Source organism: Scytonema sp. UIC 10036, assembly GCF_009725235.1.
Window position 1 is genome coordinate 18,475 of record NZ_WJFC01000046.1, and the last position, 15,788, is coordinate 34,262.

Consider the following 15,788-nt stretch of genomic DNA (forward strand, 5'->3'; position numbering starts at 1 on the left):
TATTGACTATAACGGCTGGTGTAGGTTTTTGGGGAGTGAGTCAGTTAATCAACTCTTCTGGTGATGGAATTCTGTCATCAGACGATCCCAAGTTACCCCCAGAAGAACGACAGCGCAAAGCAAGACTTGAGGAACGCCGACAGCAATTGGGGATCGATGTCCAATTTTTAAACGATGTCGTCAATCAATTGTTTTGGGAAAAAAAACCGAATTTACGCAACCGCACACTGACAGATTCTCCAGATGATTTACAATTGAGAGCGGATTGGGACGCTATTGCAGATGACACTTTATCAAAAATTTCTGTGTTGAGTTCTGGTTCACGCAGGCAGTTGGGTAGTTTTACATCGGCAGATCGCGATCGCTGGAAAGTGCAAGTCAATCAAGTAAATGTTGGTAGCCGTTCTTTATTTGATTTAGGAGATGCGGCATTCTTTAGATATTTTCCACAACAGCGAGGTAAGAATTTTCTCGCTCAACCTATCGGGCAAATATGGCATGGATTTGTGACTGATAAACTCAATGCTATCTTAGCTGGAAGTGCTTTTAGAAAAATTTCATTTGAAACAGGAACTACCAGTACCAGAAGACAGGGAACTTTAAAACCAGGTGAAGGTCAAGTTTTTATAGCAGAGCTTCGGAAAGAGCAGCTGATGGAAGTCAGATTGAGTGCGAGCCTCAAAATTTTGCTTTCCGTCTACTCTCCCAGTGGCAAGCTTAAAATTTTAGAAGATTCACAAAAACGGAATTTATCTCTCAAACTGAACGAGAGCGGATTTTATGAATTTGTGGTTGTCTCTACAGCTTCAAGAGACGCTTTAGATTACACGTTAACCATTACAGCAACTACAGAAACTCCCAAGCCAACGATCACTCCTACACCAACACCAATAGAAACACCAACGCCCACTCCGACACCCACAGAAACACCTACACCAGTGCCAACAGAAACACCTACACTCACTCCGACATCAACAGAAACACCTACACCAATACCTACAGAAACACCTACAGAAACACCTACACCAATACCTACAGAAACACCTACCCCTACTCCATCAAATATCTAAAATCAAAAATGATAAGCAAAAAAAAAGTATACACAAAGACACTATAGGTGTGCCATAATTGCCGTTCTGTGCAGTTATGCACGGCAGCCTCTTAAGTACAATTATTTACTGTAAAGTAGCGAAATACAGCAGATTTCAACTTGGTGAGGTACAAAAATTACCCCCCTCTGTCCCCCCAAAGCATCGGGGGGATGAAAGGGGGGTGTACCTCATTCAGATGCAAAGCGCTGTATGTATTTAATGCCAGGAGTTCATTATTCTGTAGTCTTTTGTGTTTTAAGGGTGGAAATTTGGAAATGCAATCTTACCTGGTGGGGGACACACCTTTGGTTCCAGTTGGCAGACACTGCATTTTAGAGCTTTACGACTGTCCAACATACTTACTCGACAATCCTGTTTTTATTAAACAGGCTCTTGAGGAAGCAGCTAAAGTGGCAAAGTCCACTTTGCTTTCTGAGGTGACTCACCATTTCGAGCCTTATGGAGTTACTGGTCTAGCACTTTTAGCTGAGTCTCACATCTCAATACATACTTGGCCGGAATATGGTTATATAGCTGTGGATATTTTTACCTGCGGTGAATATGCCGAACCGGAGAAAGCCTGCAAATACCTTGTGCTCGCTTTCCAAGCCAGCAGTCATACCCTCTTAACACTTCCCAGAGGGAAGTTATCGCCTGAAATCCAAAAACGACTTGAGGACAGTTTGGTTATTCAATAATTTGTAATTAGGGCTTGCAAGATGCCCGACTTGTTGAAGGATGCTGTTAGCAAATCAGAAATATCACCGCTCAGTTGATGCTTTCTCGTCCTCTCGTTCCCAGCAGAACCGGGAACGAGGTGATAAGGTGACAAGTTATTTTAGAGCAAGTTCATCAAGAGAACACCCAAAATGCCCTGCACCTCGAATTAATTGAGAGCTAGCGATCTGATTATCAAACGAACTATAGACTACTTTATCGAAGAAAAGAGAACCTTTATAGATATTGGTTAACAAGAATTTTAAGCCAGAAAAGAGAAACTCTGGAAGAGAGTTATTTCCAAATTTAATGGATTCGACAGTAGGTAAGAGTGCTTTGAAATGACCTGGATCGTTAAAGACAAGACATAAGCTGCTAAATATTAAATATTCTTCATTGCTATGGTTAATTCCTAACAAGGATGTTGTTTGTCTTTCGGCAATGTATTTTAATGTTTGTGCTGCTGCTACAAATTGTTGAACTTTAAGAATTAATTCATCTGCAGTTAACGAATCGCAATTTAACCAGGATATATAGCTGAGGCACGTGTTGTTAAATTTAATTGCACTTAGGGAGAAGTTAGCTTGTAGCTGTTGAAAGAAACACATAATTTCAGCTTCTGAGAGGACGGGACAAGTGTTTCCATTCTCGGGAAACACTTGAGCCAAGCTGAGTGTTTCTTTGGGGCAATGCAGGGTTGCGATCGCATGAGAAAACCAAGAACCTAAATTATTTTGTGTCTCTTCATGCGCGAGTTGTCTAAGAATTTTGTCCTGTTCAGTTTTTGAATTTGTAATGAAGAGGAACCCTTTTGGGCTTAAAGCATGAATTATATGAGTTTCATAATCTTGAAATGTTCTTAAGTGATAGATTTTCATAATCCTGTCTCCTTAATTTTTCCTTTAGATACGTAGAGCGACACCCAATACTACGTAGGTTTTGCTAAAAACACAAATTCAAGGTAGGTTGGGTTGAGGAACGAAACCCAACATCTATCAGCATTTGTTGGGTTTCGCTTACGCTCTACCCAACCTACAATTTCTCTCAGCCCTTGCAGTATTGGAGCGACACCCTTTTAAAGCGTGAGCGTTAAATAACAGAAAACCTATACAAAAGTTTTTTAAGTCAGTCGCCATAAATAACACAAATAATCCTTAGTGGTTCGTAGTTGCGCTGAGCACGCTAAAGCGAAACTACGAACGGAAGTTAGATACTTTACATTTAGTTACAAAACCGTGTTTTTTCTTGCCGACCTACTTAAGTACTTTTGCTCAGTTTGGTGCCGTTCAGTTTTTAAGCTAAAGGAAAATTGTGAGGAAGTTGTGAGTGACACCTGTTCCTTAGTCGATCTAATCAAAGTCTGTGGGCAAATTTGGATTGCGGTAATGTTCAAAAAGTCGAGCGATTTGAGTTGGTGTCACGCGCCCAAGAGACAGTTGTGGAATGCCATCTTCAGGAAAAAAATCGACTTCTTCGGTTTCAATACTGGGTGATGGAGAACCACTTATAAGTTCGCAAAGAAAAAACAGCTTGTAGACGTAATTCGGATGGGGTGGATGTCCGTGTCTGTTCCTGTCATAAACAGCTAGCAGTTTGACAGCACGGGTAAGATAACCAGATTCTTCTCGGATTTCTTTGACGACGGCTTCGCTTGGCGATTCTCCAACATCAGCCCATCCGCCAGGTAACGTCCAACAACCGTCTTCTCGTTCTTTCACTAACAATATCTGATTGTCGCGAAACACAACTCCGCGCACGTCAACCTTGGGTGTTGCGTACCCAACTTCACGAGTAAATAAATCAAGAATATAGCTATGTTCGACGTTTGAATGAGTCGCTGCGATTTCAGCTGCAATAAGCTGTATTGATTTAAACCGTTCTATGTCGTAAGGATTTTGAGAATAGGTCAGACCAATTTGAGCGATCGCTTGCAATTTTTGCGCCCATTCAAGCCACTGCATAATTTTTTGTTAGTAGTTAGTAGTTAGTAGTTAGTAGTTAGTAGTCTTTCTACTATCCACTAACAACTAACCACTAACAACTAACCATTATCCCATTTTACGCTTCATCCAAGGCAGCGATACCGGGTAGTACCTTACCTTCGAGCAACTCCAAGCTAGCGCCCCCACCAGTGGAGATGTGACTCATTTGGTCGGCTAAACCAACTTTTTCCACAGCCGCTACAGAATCACCACCGCCAATAATGGTGATAGCGCCTGTTTTGCTGATATCGGCAAGAGTCTGGGCAACTGCCTCAGTACCAGCAGCAAACTTATCAAATTCAAACACACCCATTGGACCGTTCCAAATGACCGTTTTGCAATCAGCAAGGGCATCTTGGAAAAGTTTTACAGAGTCGGGACCAATATCCAACCCCATCCAACCATCGGGTATATTTTCCACACTCACGGTTTGTGAGTTGGCATCAGCAGCGAATTTATCTGCGACGACCACATCAGTAGGAAGTAGGAAAGTTACGCCCTTTTCCTTTGCCTTAGCTTCCAAAGACTTAGCTAATTCTAGCTTGTCCTCTTCCACCAAAGACTTACCGACACTTAAACCACGGGCTTTAAAGAAAGTGAATATCATACCACCACCCAGGATCAGTTTGTCACACTTCTCCAGGAGGGCTTCAATCACGCCAATCTTGCTGGAAACTTTAGAACCACCAATAATAGCCACCAAAGGACGTTGGGGATTCTCGATCGCGTTTTGCAGGTACTGCAATTCTTTTTCAATCAAATAACCAGCAACAGAAGGGGATAGGTATTTTGTGACACCTTCAGTAGAAGCATGGGCGCGGTGTGCGGTACCAAAAGCATCATTAACATACAAATCTGCATTTGCCGCTAATTTTTGGGCAAATTCAGGGTCATTTTGTTCCTCTTGCTTGTAAAAACGGACGTTTTCGAGTAAGAGAACTTGACCGTTTTGCAGCCCTGCCACCTTGGCTGCAACATCATCGCCGATGGAGTCATCAGTTTTTACAACTTCTTGCCCCAATAACTCAGAGAGGCGCTTGGCAACCGGAGTTAGGCGAAGTTTATCATCGACACCCTTGGGTCGTCCAAAATGACTTGCTAGAATTACCTTAGCTCCCTTCTGTGTCAAATCCTGAATGGTTGGTAAAGCTGCCCGGATGCGCGTATCATCTGTGATGTTACCGGCATCATCTAGAGGTACGTTAAAGTCAACTCGCACTAGGGCGCGTTTACCAGACAAGTCTGCTGCAGACAAATTTGCCAAAGATTTCTTTGACACGTTACGAACCTCCTGATTGCCTTTTTGATATGTTTTGATAAGTAGACCCATCCAGATTTTACCGACTCAGGGGGGCGGAGGTGAATCCAAATGTTTAAAACTGTTTTATTTCCAATTGACCAAAGTAGGGAAGCACGAGAAGCAGCCGATATGGTTGTGAATATTGTGCAAAAGTATGGTAGTAACTTGGTGCTGCTGAGTGTGGTTGAAGAAGTTGCAGATTCCACTGGAAGTGTAATGACATCCCCAGAGACAGTAGCCCAACTGCTAGAAAGTGCCAAATCCTTGTTTTCCCAACAAGGAATTTCAGCCGAAACTCTTGAACGGCAAGGAAAACCAGCTTTTACTATCTGCGATGTTGCAGATGAGGTAGGAGCAGATTTAATCATCATGGGCTGTCGCGGCTTGGGATTAACGGACGAGGGGTCACAAGATAGCGTGACAACTCGCGTCATTAATCTTTCCCCCTGTCCCGTGTTGATAGTGCCGTAGCAGTGACCAGTGACCAGTGACCAGGTAGATAGTTTTTTGGCTAGGGAGTGTATCTACCTTTGAGTTCTTGTAGGGTGGGCATTTTGCCCGCCTTATTACTTATGACGGGCGAGACGCTCATACCACAATTTAAATCCAAAATCCAAAATCTAAAATCTAAAATTTTAAATCCACAATACGCTTGGCTAGATTTTCCAACAAGAGCGACTGTGCTGAATTTATAAAAAAGTGGTCACCTGGAAGCATCTTTAATGAGAAAGCAGAATTTGTTTGTTCTCGCCATGCTTCCAGTTCCTCATAATTAGCTTCTGTATCTTCCAAGCCACCAAAAGTAGCTATGGGAAAGTTAAGCGGTGGCTCATAACTGTAAACATAGGTTTCCAAAACTGCAAAATCTGCTCGTACAATAGGGACTAGTACTTCCATCAATTCGGCATTTTCCAGTACTGCTTTGGGAGTCCCATTGAGGCGGCGTAATTCTTCTTTGAATTCAGAATCGCCTAAAGTGTGGATCGGAGGCTTTGTATTGGGGATTTGAGGAGCGCGACGACCAGAAACGAACAATTGTACTGGTTCTAAAGTGTACTGTTTTCTTAGAAAACGGGCAAGTTCAAAGCTGACAAGGGCACCCATACTGTGACCAAAAAAGGCAAATGGTTTGTCTAAATGTGGTTTGATAGCTTGAGCTAAAGCCTCAACTAAAGATTCCAGTAGAGTGAATGGAGCTAGCTTCATTTGGCTTCCCCGTCCGGGAAGTTCCACTGGGCAAACTTCTACATTTCGGGGTAGACTGTCTGACCATGTGCGAAAAATCAGAGAGCTACCACCTGCATAGGGGAAGCAGAACAAACGTAAGTTTGCGCGAGGGTTGGGTTTGGGATAGGTTACCCAGGATTTAAAGGTCGATGTATTAGTCATAACTTAATAATTTTACTTTAAACAAATCTCCGATGGGCGCACTCCAAAATGGTGTGTTACGGCGCATGAAGTGAGTGTATACTTAAATGCGTAAAAGTTTAGCACCTACCAGAAGAGAGAAATAATGTTCTAATAGCGAATATTTATGATGATGTATGTTTATGATAGATATTTTATATGAATACTGTGTTGCTCAATGCTGCGTACTTCTCTTAAGATGACAGCAAAGAATTGATAAATACTCTCAACAAGTATTCTCTTGTAAGGTTAGAAGCTACAAGCAAGCGATCGCTATTTGCTCAAGCTTGCTTAGACTTTTAGGGTATGCCTCTTTTCAGCTAGGTGTTAGTCTTGCATGAGAAATATAAAGGACGGGCTGGATGCTCATCCCACACAACTATGAAAAATATCCTGGAAATATGCAACGCCAGCGCTCCAATATCATTTCTAAGAGGGAATTAGGACTTACGCACTGTACAAATTGACCATCATATGAATCAACGAATAATGGTCGTTTCAGGCTTGTAGGGGCGCAAGGCATTGCGCCCCTGCGGTAGGTGATGATGGTTCTCAGGTATGTCTTCATTTCCAAGCAAGTGTCAATCATCTTGCCAATAAAACTTCTTCAGTACTTCAATAGAATTGGCAATATTGGTCGTGCATCAAGAATTTTTCCTCTCATCTCACTATCAAACGTCAACTCTAGCAGTGGGGATGTTCTTTTTTCTATAGTGACAATCCCATGCAAACACAGCAAGGAGATAGCATGACTTAAAGGTCGATCGCCACTAACTGTCACTTTAACTCCTGTTAGCTTGTTTATACCGAGAGGATGAGACATTAACTGCCGATGTGCTGACAATGAGGCATCAAGCGAAGTTGTAAGAGCAATGGAGTTAGGAATAACAAAGCAAATAGGCTCTTCCAAACTGGCAACATTAGGGACTGCAAAGTGAACAGACACATCTGGTTGCGTACTTTCTATTCTTCGTCGCCTAAAAGATAAGGGTGATTTGGCTGTAACAAACTTGGAACGTAAACCAATACCGAAGGGTGATGCTCCCGTGCGCTGCCAGTCAAAACGTGCTGAAGTATGGATACCAGTACACGCAGCGTGCCGTTCAAAAGCACGTTCGTCTTCTACCCAAATCAGTTCAAGATAAGTGTTCTCAAAAAAAATTATCCTTGAGGCTGTTCCTTGTTCTACACGTTGAACCAGATGCGGTGAGCAATGAAGACCAAGTTCTTGAAGAACTAAAGCATCGGCAACACATTTTGTTGTGCAAACAAAAATGTGATCGATTTCTAGTATGAAATTATTCACGCTTAGTTGTAGTGAGGAAGTCAACATAGCAACTATTTTTAGATGTGGCTTTATCTACTGAACTTGGAGCGAGGTCAAGAGATTTGATTTGCCTCGCTCCAAGTGTGGAGAAGATTGGAATGGAATTTAGAAAGTTTTTATTGACTTGCCGTAAGACGAGCAAGACCATGACTTGGAGGTTAATAGATTGCGAAGCAAAGACCTGCTGTACAAGCAACCGCTTTATAAAAGTTAACCAAAATTGGTTAACAAAGAACCAAAAAAACCTGCCCTTAGGGCAAAGTCTGACAAATTTTGGACGACATTACCCAAATCTAAAACATCACTATGTGGGATACTCCACAAAAATTTTGGCTCTAAAACCTTGGTTCTTTCATTTGTCATGAGTGAATACAGTATTTAATTAAAATATTTCTCATTAAGAATACCATGGAATTGAGCAATCTACAATCGGATTAACATTATAATATTGACTTAAATATTTTGAAGGGCTTTGAAAACTTGTGTAGCTTGGCAAAAGCAATTAACCAACTAGAGTGAAGTCAGGATAACCTTGAAGGCATTGCGGAATTTAAATATGAGTAACTTTCTCAATAGGAGCGCATTTGTTACAAAGAATTTTTTGGCATCTAGCGTGCCTACTCAAATCTAGTCAAGTGGCTTCTCGAAAATTCGTAATTATTACCCTACGGAAGTTTCGGGGAGCTTGAATAAAGAAGCTCCGTATTTGTGCTAATCTACACTAAATAGTAAATGCCATACAATAATATTATACGCTTAAAGTATATAACCTAATGCTACAAGGAAAGCAGCCTAAAGGAATTGTAAGCAAGTTGGAAAAACAGAACCAAGTAGTCACTGGTTTTGACTATGATGCTTTGGATAACAAACAGCGTAGTGTTGTTCAGCAGCGAACCGGAGAAATTAAAGAGCGTTTGCGGCGCACAGCTCAGGATATATGGGAAATCGGTCAAAAGCTGGCAGAGGTGCGATCGCAGCTAAAGCATGGTCAGTTTGAGACGTGGCTGAAAGCTGAGTTTGGGTGGAGTCGGCGTACAGCTTATAACTTTATTAATGTTTATGAAGCGTTTGGTGAATGTGCAAATCTTGCACAAATAGATATTGGCACAACTGCTCTTTATATACTAGCTGCACCATCAACCCCACAATCCGTGCGTCAGCAATTTCTACAACGAGCTAAAGAAGGTGAAAATATAACTAGCAAAAACCTTCGTCAGGTGATTGAGTCAGAAAAATCACAACCAACTTCTGCTGTTGTTTCGTCTAAGCCACCAAAGCCACTCACTCAAGAGCAGGAGAGCACTACTACAGTACCTCAGGCAGTTGCTGAGGTCAAAACACCAATGATAGAGGTGACTGCACCGAAGAAATCTACGACTTCTTCTGCTGTTGCTATCGGTAACGAACTTCAACCAGGGTGGTATTTGCTGGGAAAGCAGCATCTTTTATTTTGTGGTGATACAGCTTCACAAGAGTTTATCGAACGCATACCCTTTTCTGCTCTTGCGATTGCGATTACCTCTGATGACTGGGATCACGATTGGTTAATTGAACGGGCGAAGAGGGTGATCGTTCTTCCAGAATCGGATCTCAAAGAGCAAGTGATTGAACAGCTCATTAAGATGTTTTCTGCAACTGAGGAGACAATCATTTTACCCTGGTTACCAAGCCGAGATATGATAGAAGTTGCTCATAAGCTACAGAGAAAGATTTTTGCAGGCGATCCGTCAGAGGAGCGGTGTCTTCAAGCGATCGCTCAATCGGGGCTAACGGCTGCGCTATTAAGGATGCCATAGCTGTTAAGTCTTCAATCTTTACAAATCAACACACCTTTTTTAAGTTCTGTCTGGAAGAATTGGGCAACAGCCTTACCTTGAACCGTCTGCAAGGCTTGGCGATCCTTGTTAAGCAAACATCCCATTAATAAGATCGCGATAGCGTTCCATTACGATGTGTCGCCTAACTTTTAGTGTTTGTGTCATCATGCCATTTTCTATAGAAAACGGCTCCAAAATCAACTTGAATAAACCAATGCGGTCATTAGGTCGATAACCAGGACGGTTTTGCACTTCCCGATTCAATTCTTGCCGAAATAAATCCTGAACTATTTTACTCTCTAGATCCACTTCCGTTTTGAATTCTGAATTCTGAATTCTGAATTCTGAATTCTGAGTTTCTGCCCATTTTTGCAGGGCTTCCAGATTGGGAACAATCAAAGCACCGAGACTACGTCGATCTTGCCCAACAAGCATAATTTGATCGATATAGGGCGATCGCAAACAAGCGTCTTCTATCGGTTGTGGCTCGATATTTTCTCCATTTGTTAATACAATTGTGTCTTTCGCCCGTCCAGTCAGTACCAAATCATTTTGCGGTGTAACCCAACCCAAATCACCGCTATCAAACCAACCTTCGGTGTCAATTGCTTTCGCCGTTGCTTCAGGATTTTGGTAATAGCCTTGCATAATTTGCGGTCCTTTGAGCAGCACCAAACCTCGCTCTCCAGTGGGTAGGGGTTTGCGAGTCTCAGGATCTACTATTTTAGTTTCTGTACCAGATATCGGTTGCCCTGCAGAACCGCGTAAATTATGCCAAGAACGACGCACATGAGTGACGGGAGAAGTTTCCGTTAAACCATAGCCCTGCAAAAGCTCGACATTAATAATCTCAAAAAAGTTATCTATATGCTTGGGAAGTGCTCCACCACCACTAATCATCTGCTTGATTCTTCCCCCTGTTGCTTCTCGTACCTTGGCATAAACTAGCCGTTCTCCCAAAGCGTGGAGAGGTAACAAAGCTGATGCTTGTATTCTAGCTGCTAAGCGAGCGACTAATGAGGGGTTCAAATTTTCTAAACTCAATCCTTGGGCAACTCGTTGCGCTTTGATATATTTCTCACTAACGCCCAGAAAATAGTTAATCAAGCGTTGCTTATTTGCAGGTTGTTCGCGAAACTGCTTTTGTGCTCCTTCATAAATCGATTCCCATAGGCGCGGTACACCCAACATATAATTGGGTTTAAATTCTTTCAAATCCTGTTTGACAAAGCGTAAGTTGGTGTAGATTTGCGTGCAACCTTGAGAAAGTAAAAAATATTCAACCGTCCGTTCATAAACGTGCCAAGTAGGAAGGATGCTGAGGGCTATGTCTCCTGGTTGCGGTTGCAGTACTGTCCCTAACACTATCACCTGATGTATCAAATTGCCGTGAGAAAGCATCACCCCTTTGGGTTTGCCTGTGGTACCAGAAGTATATATGAGTGTCGCCAAAGTATCGTGGGTTTGCTTTACTGGTGTCAAACTACGCTTTGCCCCAATTTCCAACAACTGAGTGAAGTTAACTATTTTTAGGGTTTCGTCTGTCGGGGAGGCTTCATCTGAAAGTAAGACGACTAATTGAATTGGCAGCTCGTGAAGACGCTCTTGTAACTTATTGAAAGTTTTTAAATCTTCCACAACCAGCGCCGTGCTGCCACTATTGGCGATGATAAATAACAGTTCTTCTCGTTCAGCTTGGGAGCTACGCACCGCATCAACCGCCCCTGCAGTCATAATGCCCTGATCTGCAACGAACCAACGAGGACTATTATCCGAAATCAGGGAGACACGCTCAAGGGCTTTCACCCCTAATGCTTGTAAGCCAGCAGCAAATTGTTGAATTTGTTGATTGAGTTGAGTAAATGTCAAAATGACTTCTGGTTTAGCATGAGGGTCGCGAAGGACGACAATATCATTAAATCGCTTTGCTGCCAATGGCCAAATTTCTGGAAGAGACTTAATGTTGGAGTAATCTGCTAAACGCTGTAATCCTTGGCGTTCTTGCTCAGTAATGTTAGATAGTAAAGAAGAGTTACCGTATGTTTTTGTCATAAAACATTGTCTAAATAGTAAATCTGTTGTGTGTCCAGTTTATTCCGATAACGGCTGAGCTATTGAGTATGCCATAGTTGTTGAGTTTTTAATCCCTACAAATCAACATACCTTTTTTGAGTTCTGCCTGGAAGAATTGGGCAACAGCCTTACCTTGAACCGTCTGCAAGGCTGGCGATCCTGGTGAGTAAAGAAAATAAGTCCATCGGGATCTCGAATAAAGTCAATGTCACGGAGCATACAGCCGAAGGAGCAATCCAAATTAATGGGTTCTTCTGTGCCATCTGGGGGTTCAAAGTGAGCCACAAACTCACGACAGCCAAAATAAGGTTGTTGAAAGCATTGACCTTTTTTCAGACGGCGTAAGAATTGTTCTTCATAAGCACGTACTAGCTTATCAGCATGAGGTAAAAGTTCCGTGTGTGCTGATACTAAGTAAGCAACGTCTTTAAGAATCAGTGAGTGCCGTTGGGTTCTGTCTGTTTCGATAAAGTATTTACCTACACCATTTTACGCCAATTTGCCAGCTAGGCGATCGCTCTGTCGTGATTTAATCTTGTTTCTCATAATCGACTTTGAGCATTACATCCCGATTTTAGGGGGCAGACTCGCCTCTTTTTTTGTCACTATCAATTGTCAATTGATTACGGCGTGTGGGTGACAGTTCTATTGTAGAATCGCTACTCCTAAATTTAGCTCGATAACGATACCGCCACATCACAAAGCCAGTGATGAACAAAATTAACGGTGCAAGTCCAACAAACACGTAGAGAATGCGCGTTGGTAATCCACCGAAAGTACCGAAGTGTAAAGGGACAAAAGAATTGAGGATGCGATCGCCCAATGATAGCTTTAAAGAACTATCTACTCGCAAAACTTTACCACTATATTGGTCGAGATAAACAATGCTTTGACCATAATCTGCATTTTCTTGGGGAAGCTTCAAGCGAACCATTAAGGCTTTTTCTGGTTTGTCAGGAAAATAAATTCCCCTGAGCGTTGCATCTGGTAAAGCAGCTTGAGCGGTTTTTAATTGTTCTGTAAGTCCGAGCGCTTCCTGACTTGTCAGGGGAACAGATACTGGATCTGCTTGCTTCTTGCTGAAGGTGACAGCGTAGATCATTGGGTTGACGAACTCAGCAAAGCTCCAGCAAAATCCTGTAAAAAATGCAAACAGGAGAAAAACTGCTGTGACAACGCCAGCCACTTTGTGAACATCAAAGTTAACCCGCTTGGGATGGGCATTCCACTTAATTTTGAAGCCGGAAATCAACTTGCGCCAACCGGGCCAAAGAATAATACCTGTTATGCTCATGAAAGACATCAGTAAACCAATAATACCAACAAACTTATAGCCCATGTCACCACTTAAGAGAGTATAGTGGAGTGGGTAGACGATTTCAAAAAACTTATTCACAAAACTTGGCTGCAAGTTATTGCCGAGAATCTCTCCTGTGTAAGGGTTAACGTAGTTTTCTGTCCAGTCCTTTTCCTTGGTTTTTAGGACAACATTTATCGGCTCATTTGGCTTCAAGGGCAGAATAATAGTCTGGAGAGTTGCGTCTGGTTGATTGGCATATGTCTTTTTCACAGTATTCAGGACAACTTCAACTGGGAGTTGTGTACCTTGAGGGGTAATTTTGCCAATTCGACGATGCTGCTCGAAGTTGCTAATTTCGGAGTGGAAAACTAATAGACTACCAGTTAAGCCGACAATAATTGCAATCAGTCCCACCGCTAAACCGATGTAGCGGTGTAGGGTAAATACCAAGTCGCGTAGTTTTTTAGATTTCATAGTAGGTACGTTGAAATATTTTTGTTTGCCAAGCTAGAGGGGAGTCAGCCGTGGAGAGTGGGGTCTCTTTTTATTTGTCTTTTATAGGTCCAATGAACTACTTTTTTGCGCTCGCGAAATGGCGGTTTCCGCATCGCAATTTTGGCAAAGCCTAAAAAACCCATTCTGTCGTCAGTAATTTGAAAACTTAGATCGTACAGGAGCAAACGGACAGTTATCAGTGGGATTAGCTTTTACGAAAGTCACTTGCACTACTTCAGGAGTTGGTGCTGTTTCTGGTGTTGGCGACTGTATTAACTGTTGAGTGCTGGTGTGAGGAAGTTCTACTTCCCCTAATCGTGGAATCTCTCTAATCGTCCTAGGATTGAGTAATACAAGAGCGATCGCAGAAGAATTTTGTCTGTGTTGAGAGGGTACTTGCTGAGCAGTTGCACGGATTGCAACGCAGAACCAAATAGAGCTTGTAAGCAATAAAATTTTCAATATTTGCCTTAACACCATTTGCCACCCCTACACTTACTCCCTATCTGCCATTAACTCTCAATAATTTAGCAAATAGCTGCTAGTTACTGAGATCGGTAATGAGCTACTTGAGAATAAATCTTACAGGAGATGACTCAGCAATTGCAAAGAATTATTAGATTTTCTTTACAACAAGAGATGACAGACGGCAGGATTTTACTTTGATGACTGTGATTTCAGTTACTTGATTGACTGAGTTAATTGATAATTATCTTCAGTCAAAAAATTATTAATGATAATTATGGCGTTGCATAAATGCGGGATGATTAGGTAAATACGGGTAATTCTCTATACTTTAAGTAATGAAGTAGTAATCTAATTGAGTGTTTAAGCATATCCACGGATTTTGAATAACATAGTGTTTTTCGCCGTAATCTTGCCAGATAATGACGTAGGCGAGTATTTTCGCCTTCAACCCTAGTCATATAGGTTTTACTAACAATATGGTCGCCTGGATCAATAAAACAAGGGTAAACTACCCAACCATCTGTTACGTAAAAATAACATTCCCAACAAGAAACAATGTTCCACAAAAATTTAAACGTTTCACTACTGCGATCGCCAAGAGTCCAAGCTAAAATTCCTGGGCGAAAATGATTTACCGCTGTCCATAACCAAACTTTGTTTTTTTTGACCCTACAAAGGTTTCTAGCTCATCTAATTCACCAACTTCTGGTATCTCTTGAAATTCCGGTGCGTCTGGAAGTTGCGAGCCAACTTGTTTAACCCAGTTAATTATGGTCGTATGATGAACCCCTTTGTCTCGCTCGATAGCTCGGAATCCCATGCCATTTACGTATAATCTTAAACATTCTTTTTTTACTTCATCTGAGTACCCTCTCGGCGGACTGTAAACATCTATAAATTGACGACCACAATTAGTACACTTGTGGTTTTGTTTACCTCTTCGCTTGCCGTTTTTCAGAATCTCCGTAGACTCGCAGTATGGACATTGCATAGTAGAACACCTCAAATCCTCCCTCTATTATGCAACGCCGATTCTGTTTGGGGTGCTGGCGACTGCACTAGTAGCATTTGGGCGCTGGTGATGGGACGCTCTATTTCACTGAGTTGCCGAATCTTTCTAGTCGCCTCAACAAGCTGCGCTTTGGTCACAATAGGTGCAAGTCGAGTAGAACTGACGCTCTTGTCAGTAGATGCCGTATTGTTTTTCCGGTTAGTTGATAATATTTCCTCACTTCTACTAGGAGTTGTGACCAAGACTACGATCGCGCCTGTTAGCAACAGACACCGAACAAGTTGCCCTAATTTCATTGTTTCTGTCTGAACTCCATCACGCCACTGAATCTGCAGCTAGTTACGCAAGCAGGATAGAGATTATTAAAAGTTATTTGCACTGAGTAAAGCAAGCCCAATGAGACTACAACAAATAAAAATTTACACAAACAGAGGAAATCTTAACCTAATTATTGCTACTTCTTATCACTTATTGATGAGATTTAGCCGTTATGTTAAGTCGGTATTCAGCCAAACCTTGGAAGCCTCTTGTGTATTTCTACACTAAACAATTCACCGTATTTTAAAAGAAAGCATTGCGCTATCAAATCTTCTTGGTGAGTTCATCTCAGTAACTAAGACTACACAGAATCTGTAGACTAGAGCGAGACAAGCAAAATTTAGAGATTTTGTATTTATCATCTATCAAAAGTCATAACTTTTGGCAAATTAGTGGCACCAGATAGTTAGAGAAAACATTGATAACTTTTGTCTATAACTCCGGAGGTTGCAAAAAAAATAAAATGCCCGTAGAGTAAAAA

Annotated in this window: 15 protein-coding genes; 4 read left to right on the forward strand and 11 right to left on the reverse strand. The window is 41.8% G+C overall.

Annotated elements, in window-relative coordinates; translation table 11 throughout:
* The first annotated feature begins 2 nt into the window (after positions 1-2).
* Together F7734_RS63725 and speD are read left to right on the forward strand one after the other, a co-directional pair.
* Positions 3-1,070 (forward strand): hypothetical protein, encoded by a 1,068-nt coding sequence (locus F7734_RS63725; protein WP_243147018.1) that lies wholly within the window; start codon positions 3-5, stop codon positions 1,068-1,070.
* 296 nt (positions 1,071-1,366) lie between these two features.
* Positions 1,367-1,789, forward strand: coding sequence for an adenosylmethionine decarboxylase (gene speD, locus F7734_RS21995; RefSeq protein ID WP_155746662.1), 423 nt, complete (start codon positions 1,367-1,369; stop codon positions 1,787-1,789).
* Between the two features lie 135 nt (positions 1,790-1,924).
* Here speD and F7734_RS22000 read toward each other — a convergent pair whose 3' ends face one another.
* From F7734_RS22000 to F7734_RS22010, 3 genes are all read right to left on the reverse strand, one after another.
* Complete coding sequence (locus tag F7734_RS22000; protein ID WP_155746663.1) at positions 1,925-2,686, reverse strand: hypothetical protein; 762 nt, start codon at positions 2,684-2,686, stop codon at positions 1,925-1,927.
* A 471-nt stretch (positions 2,687-3,157) separates the two neighbouring features.
* Entirely contained in the window at positions 3,158-3,769 is a 612-nt protein-coding gene (locus tag F7734_RS22005) for an NUDIX hydrolase (RefSeq protein ID WP_155746664.1), read from the reverse strand.
* 97 nt (positions 3,770-3,866) lie between these two features.
* On the reverse strand, positions 3,867-5,069 hold the full coding sequence (locus F7734_RS22010; RefSeq protein WP_166482062.1) for a phosphoglycerate kinase: 1,203 nt from the start codon (positions 5,067-5,069) through the stop codon (positions 3,867-3,869).
* A gap of 90 nt (positions 5,070-5,159) precedes the next feature.
* On the opposite strand from F7734_RS22010, the gene F7734_RS22015 reads away from it, so the two are divergent.
* Positions 5,160-5,561 (forward strand): universal stress protein, encoded by a 402-nt coding sequence (locus tag F7734_RS22015; protein ID WP_155746666.1) that lies wholly within the window; start codon positions 5,160-5,162, stop codon positions 5,559-5,561.
* A 156-nt stretch (positions 5,562-5,717) separates the two neighbouring features.
* On the opposite strand, the gene F7734_RS22020 is transcribed toward F7734_RS22015, so the two are convergent.
* From F7734_RS22020 to F7734_RS22030, 3 genes are all read right to left on the reverse strand, one after another.
* Positions 5,718-6,479: a thioesterase II family protein gene (locus F7734_RS22020; protein ID WP_155746667.1), complete on the reverse strand. Its 762-nt coding sequence runs from the start codon at positions 6,477-6,479 to the stop codon at positions 5,718-5,720.
* Between the two features lie 625 nt (positions 6,480-7,104).
* On the reverse strand, positions 7,105-7,803 hold the full coding sequence (locus F7734_RS22025) for a VOC family protein (protein WP_207714173.1): 699 nt from the start codon (positions 7,801-7,803) through the stop codon (positions 7,105-7,107).
* Positions 7,804-8,034: 231 nt separating this feature from the next.
* Positions 8,035-8,187, reverse strand: coding sequence for a hypothetical protein (locus F7734_RS22030; RefSeq protein ID WP_155746669.1), 153 nt, complete (start codon positions 8,185-8,187; stop codon positions 8,035-8,037).
* A 410-nt stretch (positions 8,188-8,597) separates the two neighbouring features.
* On the opposite strand from F7734_RS22030, the gene F7734_RS22035 reads away from it, so the two are divergent.
* Entirely contained in the window at positions 8,598-9,620 is a 1,023-nt protein-coding gene (locus tag F7734_RS22035) for a DUF3102 domain-containing protein (RefSeq protein ID WP_155746670.1), read from the forward strand.
* Between the two features lie 108 nt (positions 9,621-9,728).
* On the opposite strand, the gene F7734_RS22040 is transcribed toward F7734_RS22035, so the two are convergent.
* From F7734_RS22040 to F7734_RS22065, 5 genes are all read right to left on the reverse strand, one after another.
* Positions 9,729-11,693 carry a long-chain fatty acid--CoA ligase gene (locus F7734_RS22040; protein ID WP_155746671.1) on the reverse strand — a complete coding sequence of 655 codons (1,965 nt, stop codon included), beginning with the start codon at positions 11,691-11,693 and terminating at the stop codon, positions 9,729-9,731.
* Between the two features lie 595 nt (positions 11,694-12,288).
* A complete protein-coding gene (locus F7734_RS22050) occupies positions 12,289-13,488 on the reverse strand; it encodes a PepSY-associated TM helix domain-containing protein (RefSeq protein WP_155746672.1) in 1,200 nt (399 codons plus the stop codon).
* Between the two features lie 171 nt (positions 13,489-13,659).
* Entirely contained in the window at positions 13,660-13,989 is a 330-nt protein-coding gene (locus F7734_RS22055; protein WP_155746673.1) for a hypothetical protein, read from the reverse strand.
* Between the two features lie 287 nt (positions 13,990-14,276).
* Positions 14,277-14,968 (reverse strand): IS1 family transposase gene (locus F7734_RS22060; protein ID WP_155744830.1). Its coding sequence is split into 2 segments (ribosomal slippage): positions 14,277-14,630 and positions 14,633-14,968, totalling 690 coding nucleotides; the frame shifts between segments, so codons are not numbered across the junction.
* Between the two features lie 11 nt (positions 14,969-14,979).
* On the reverse strand, positions 14,980-15,285 hold the full coding sequence (locus F7734_RS22065) for a hypothetical protein (RefSeq protein ID WP_243147019.1): 306 nt from the start codon (positions 15,283-15,285) through the stop codon (positions 14,980-14,982).
* Positions 15,286-15,788 lie beyond the last annotated feature (503 nt).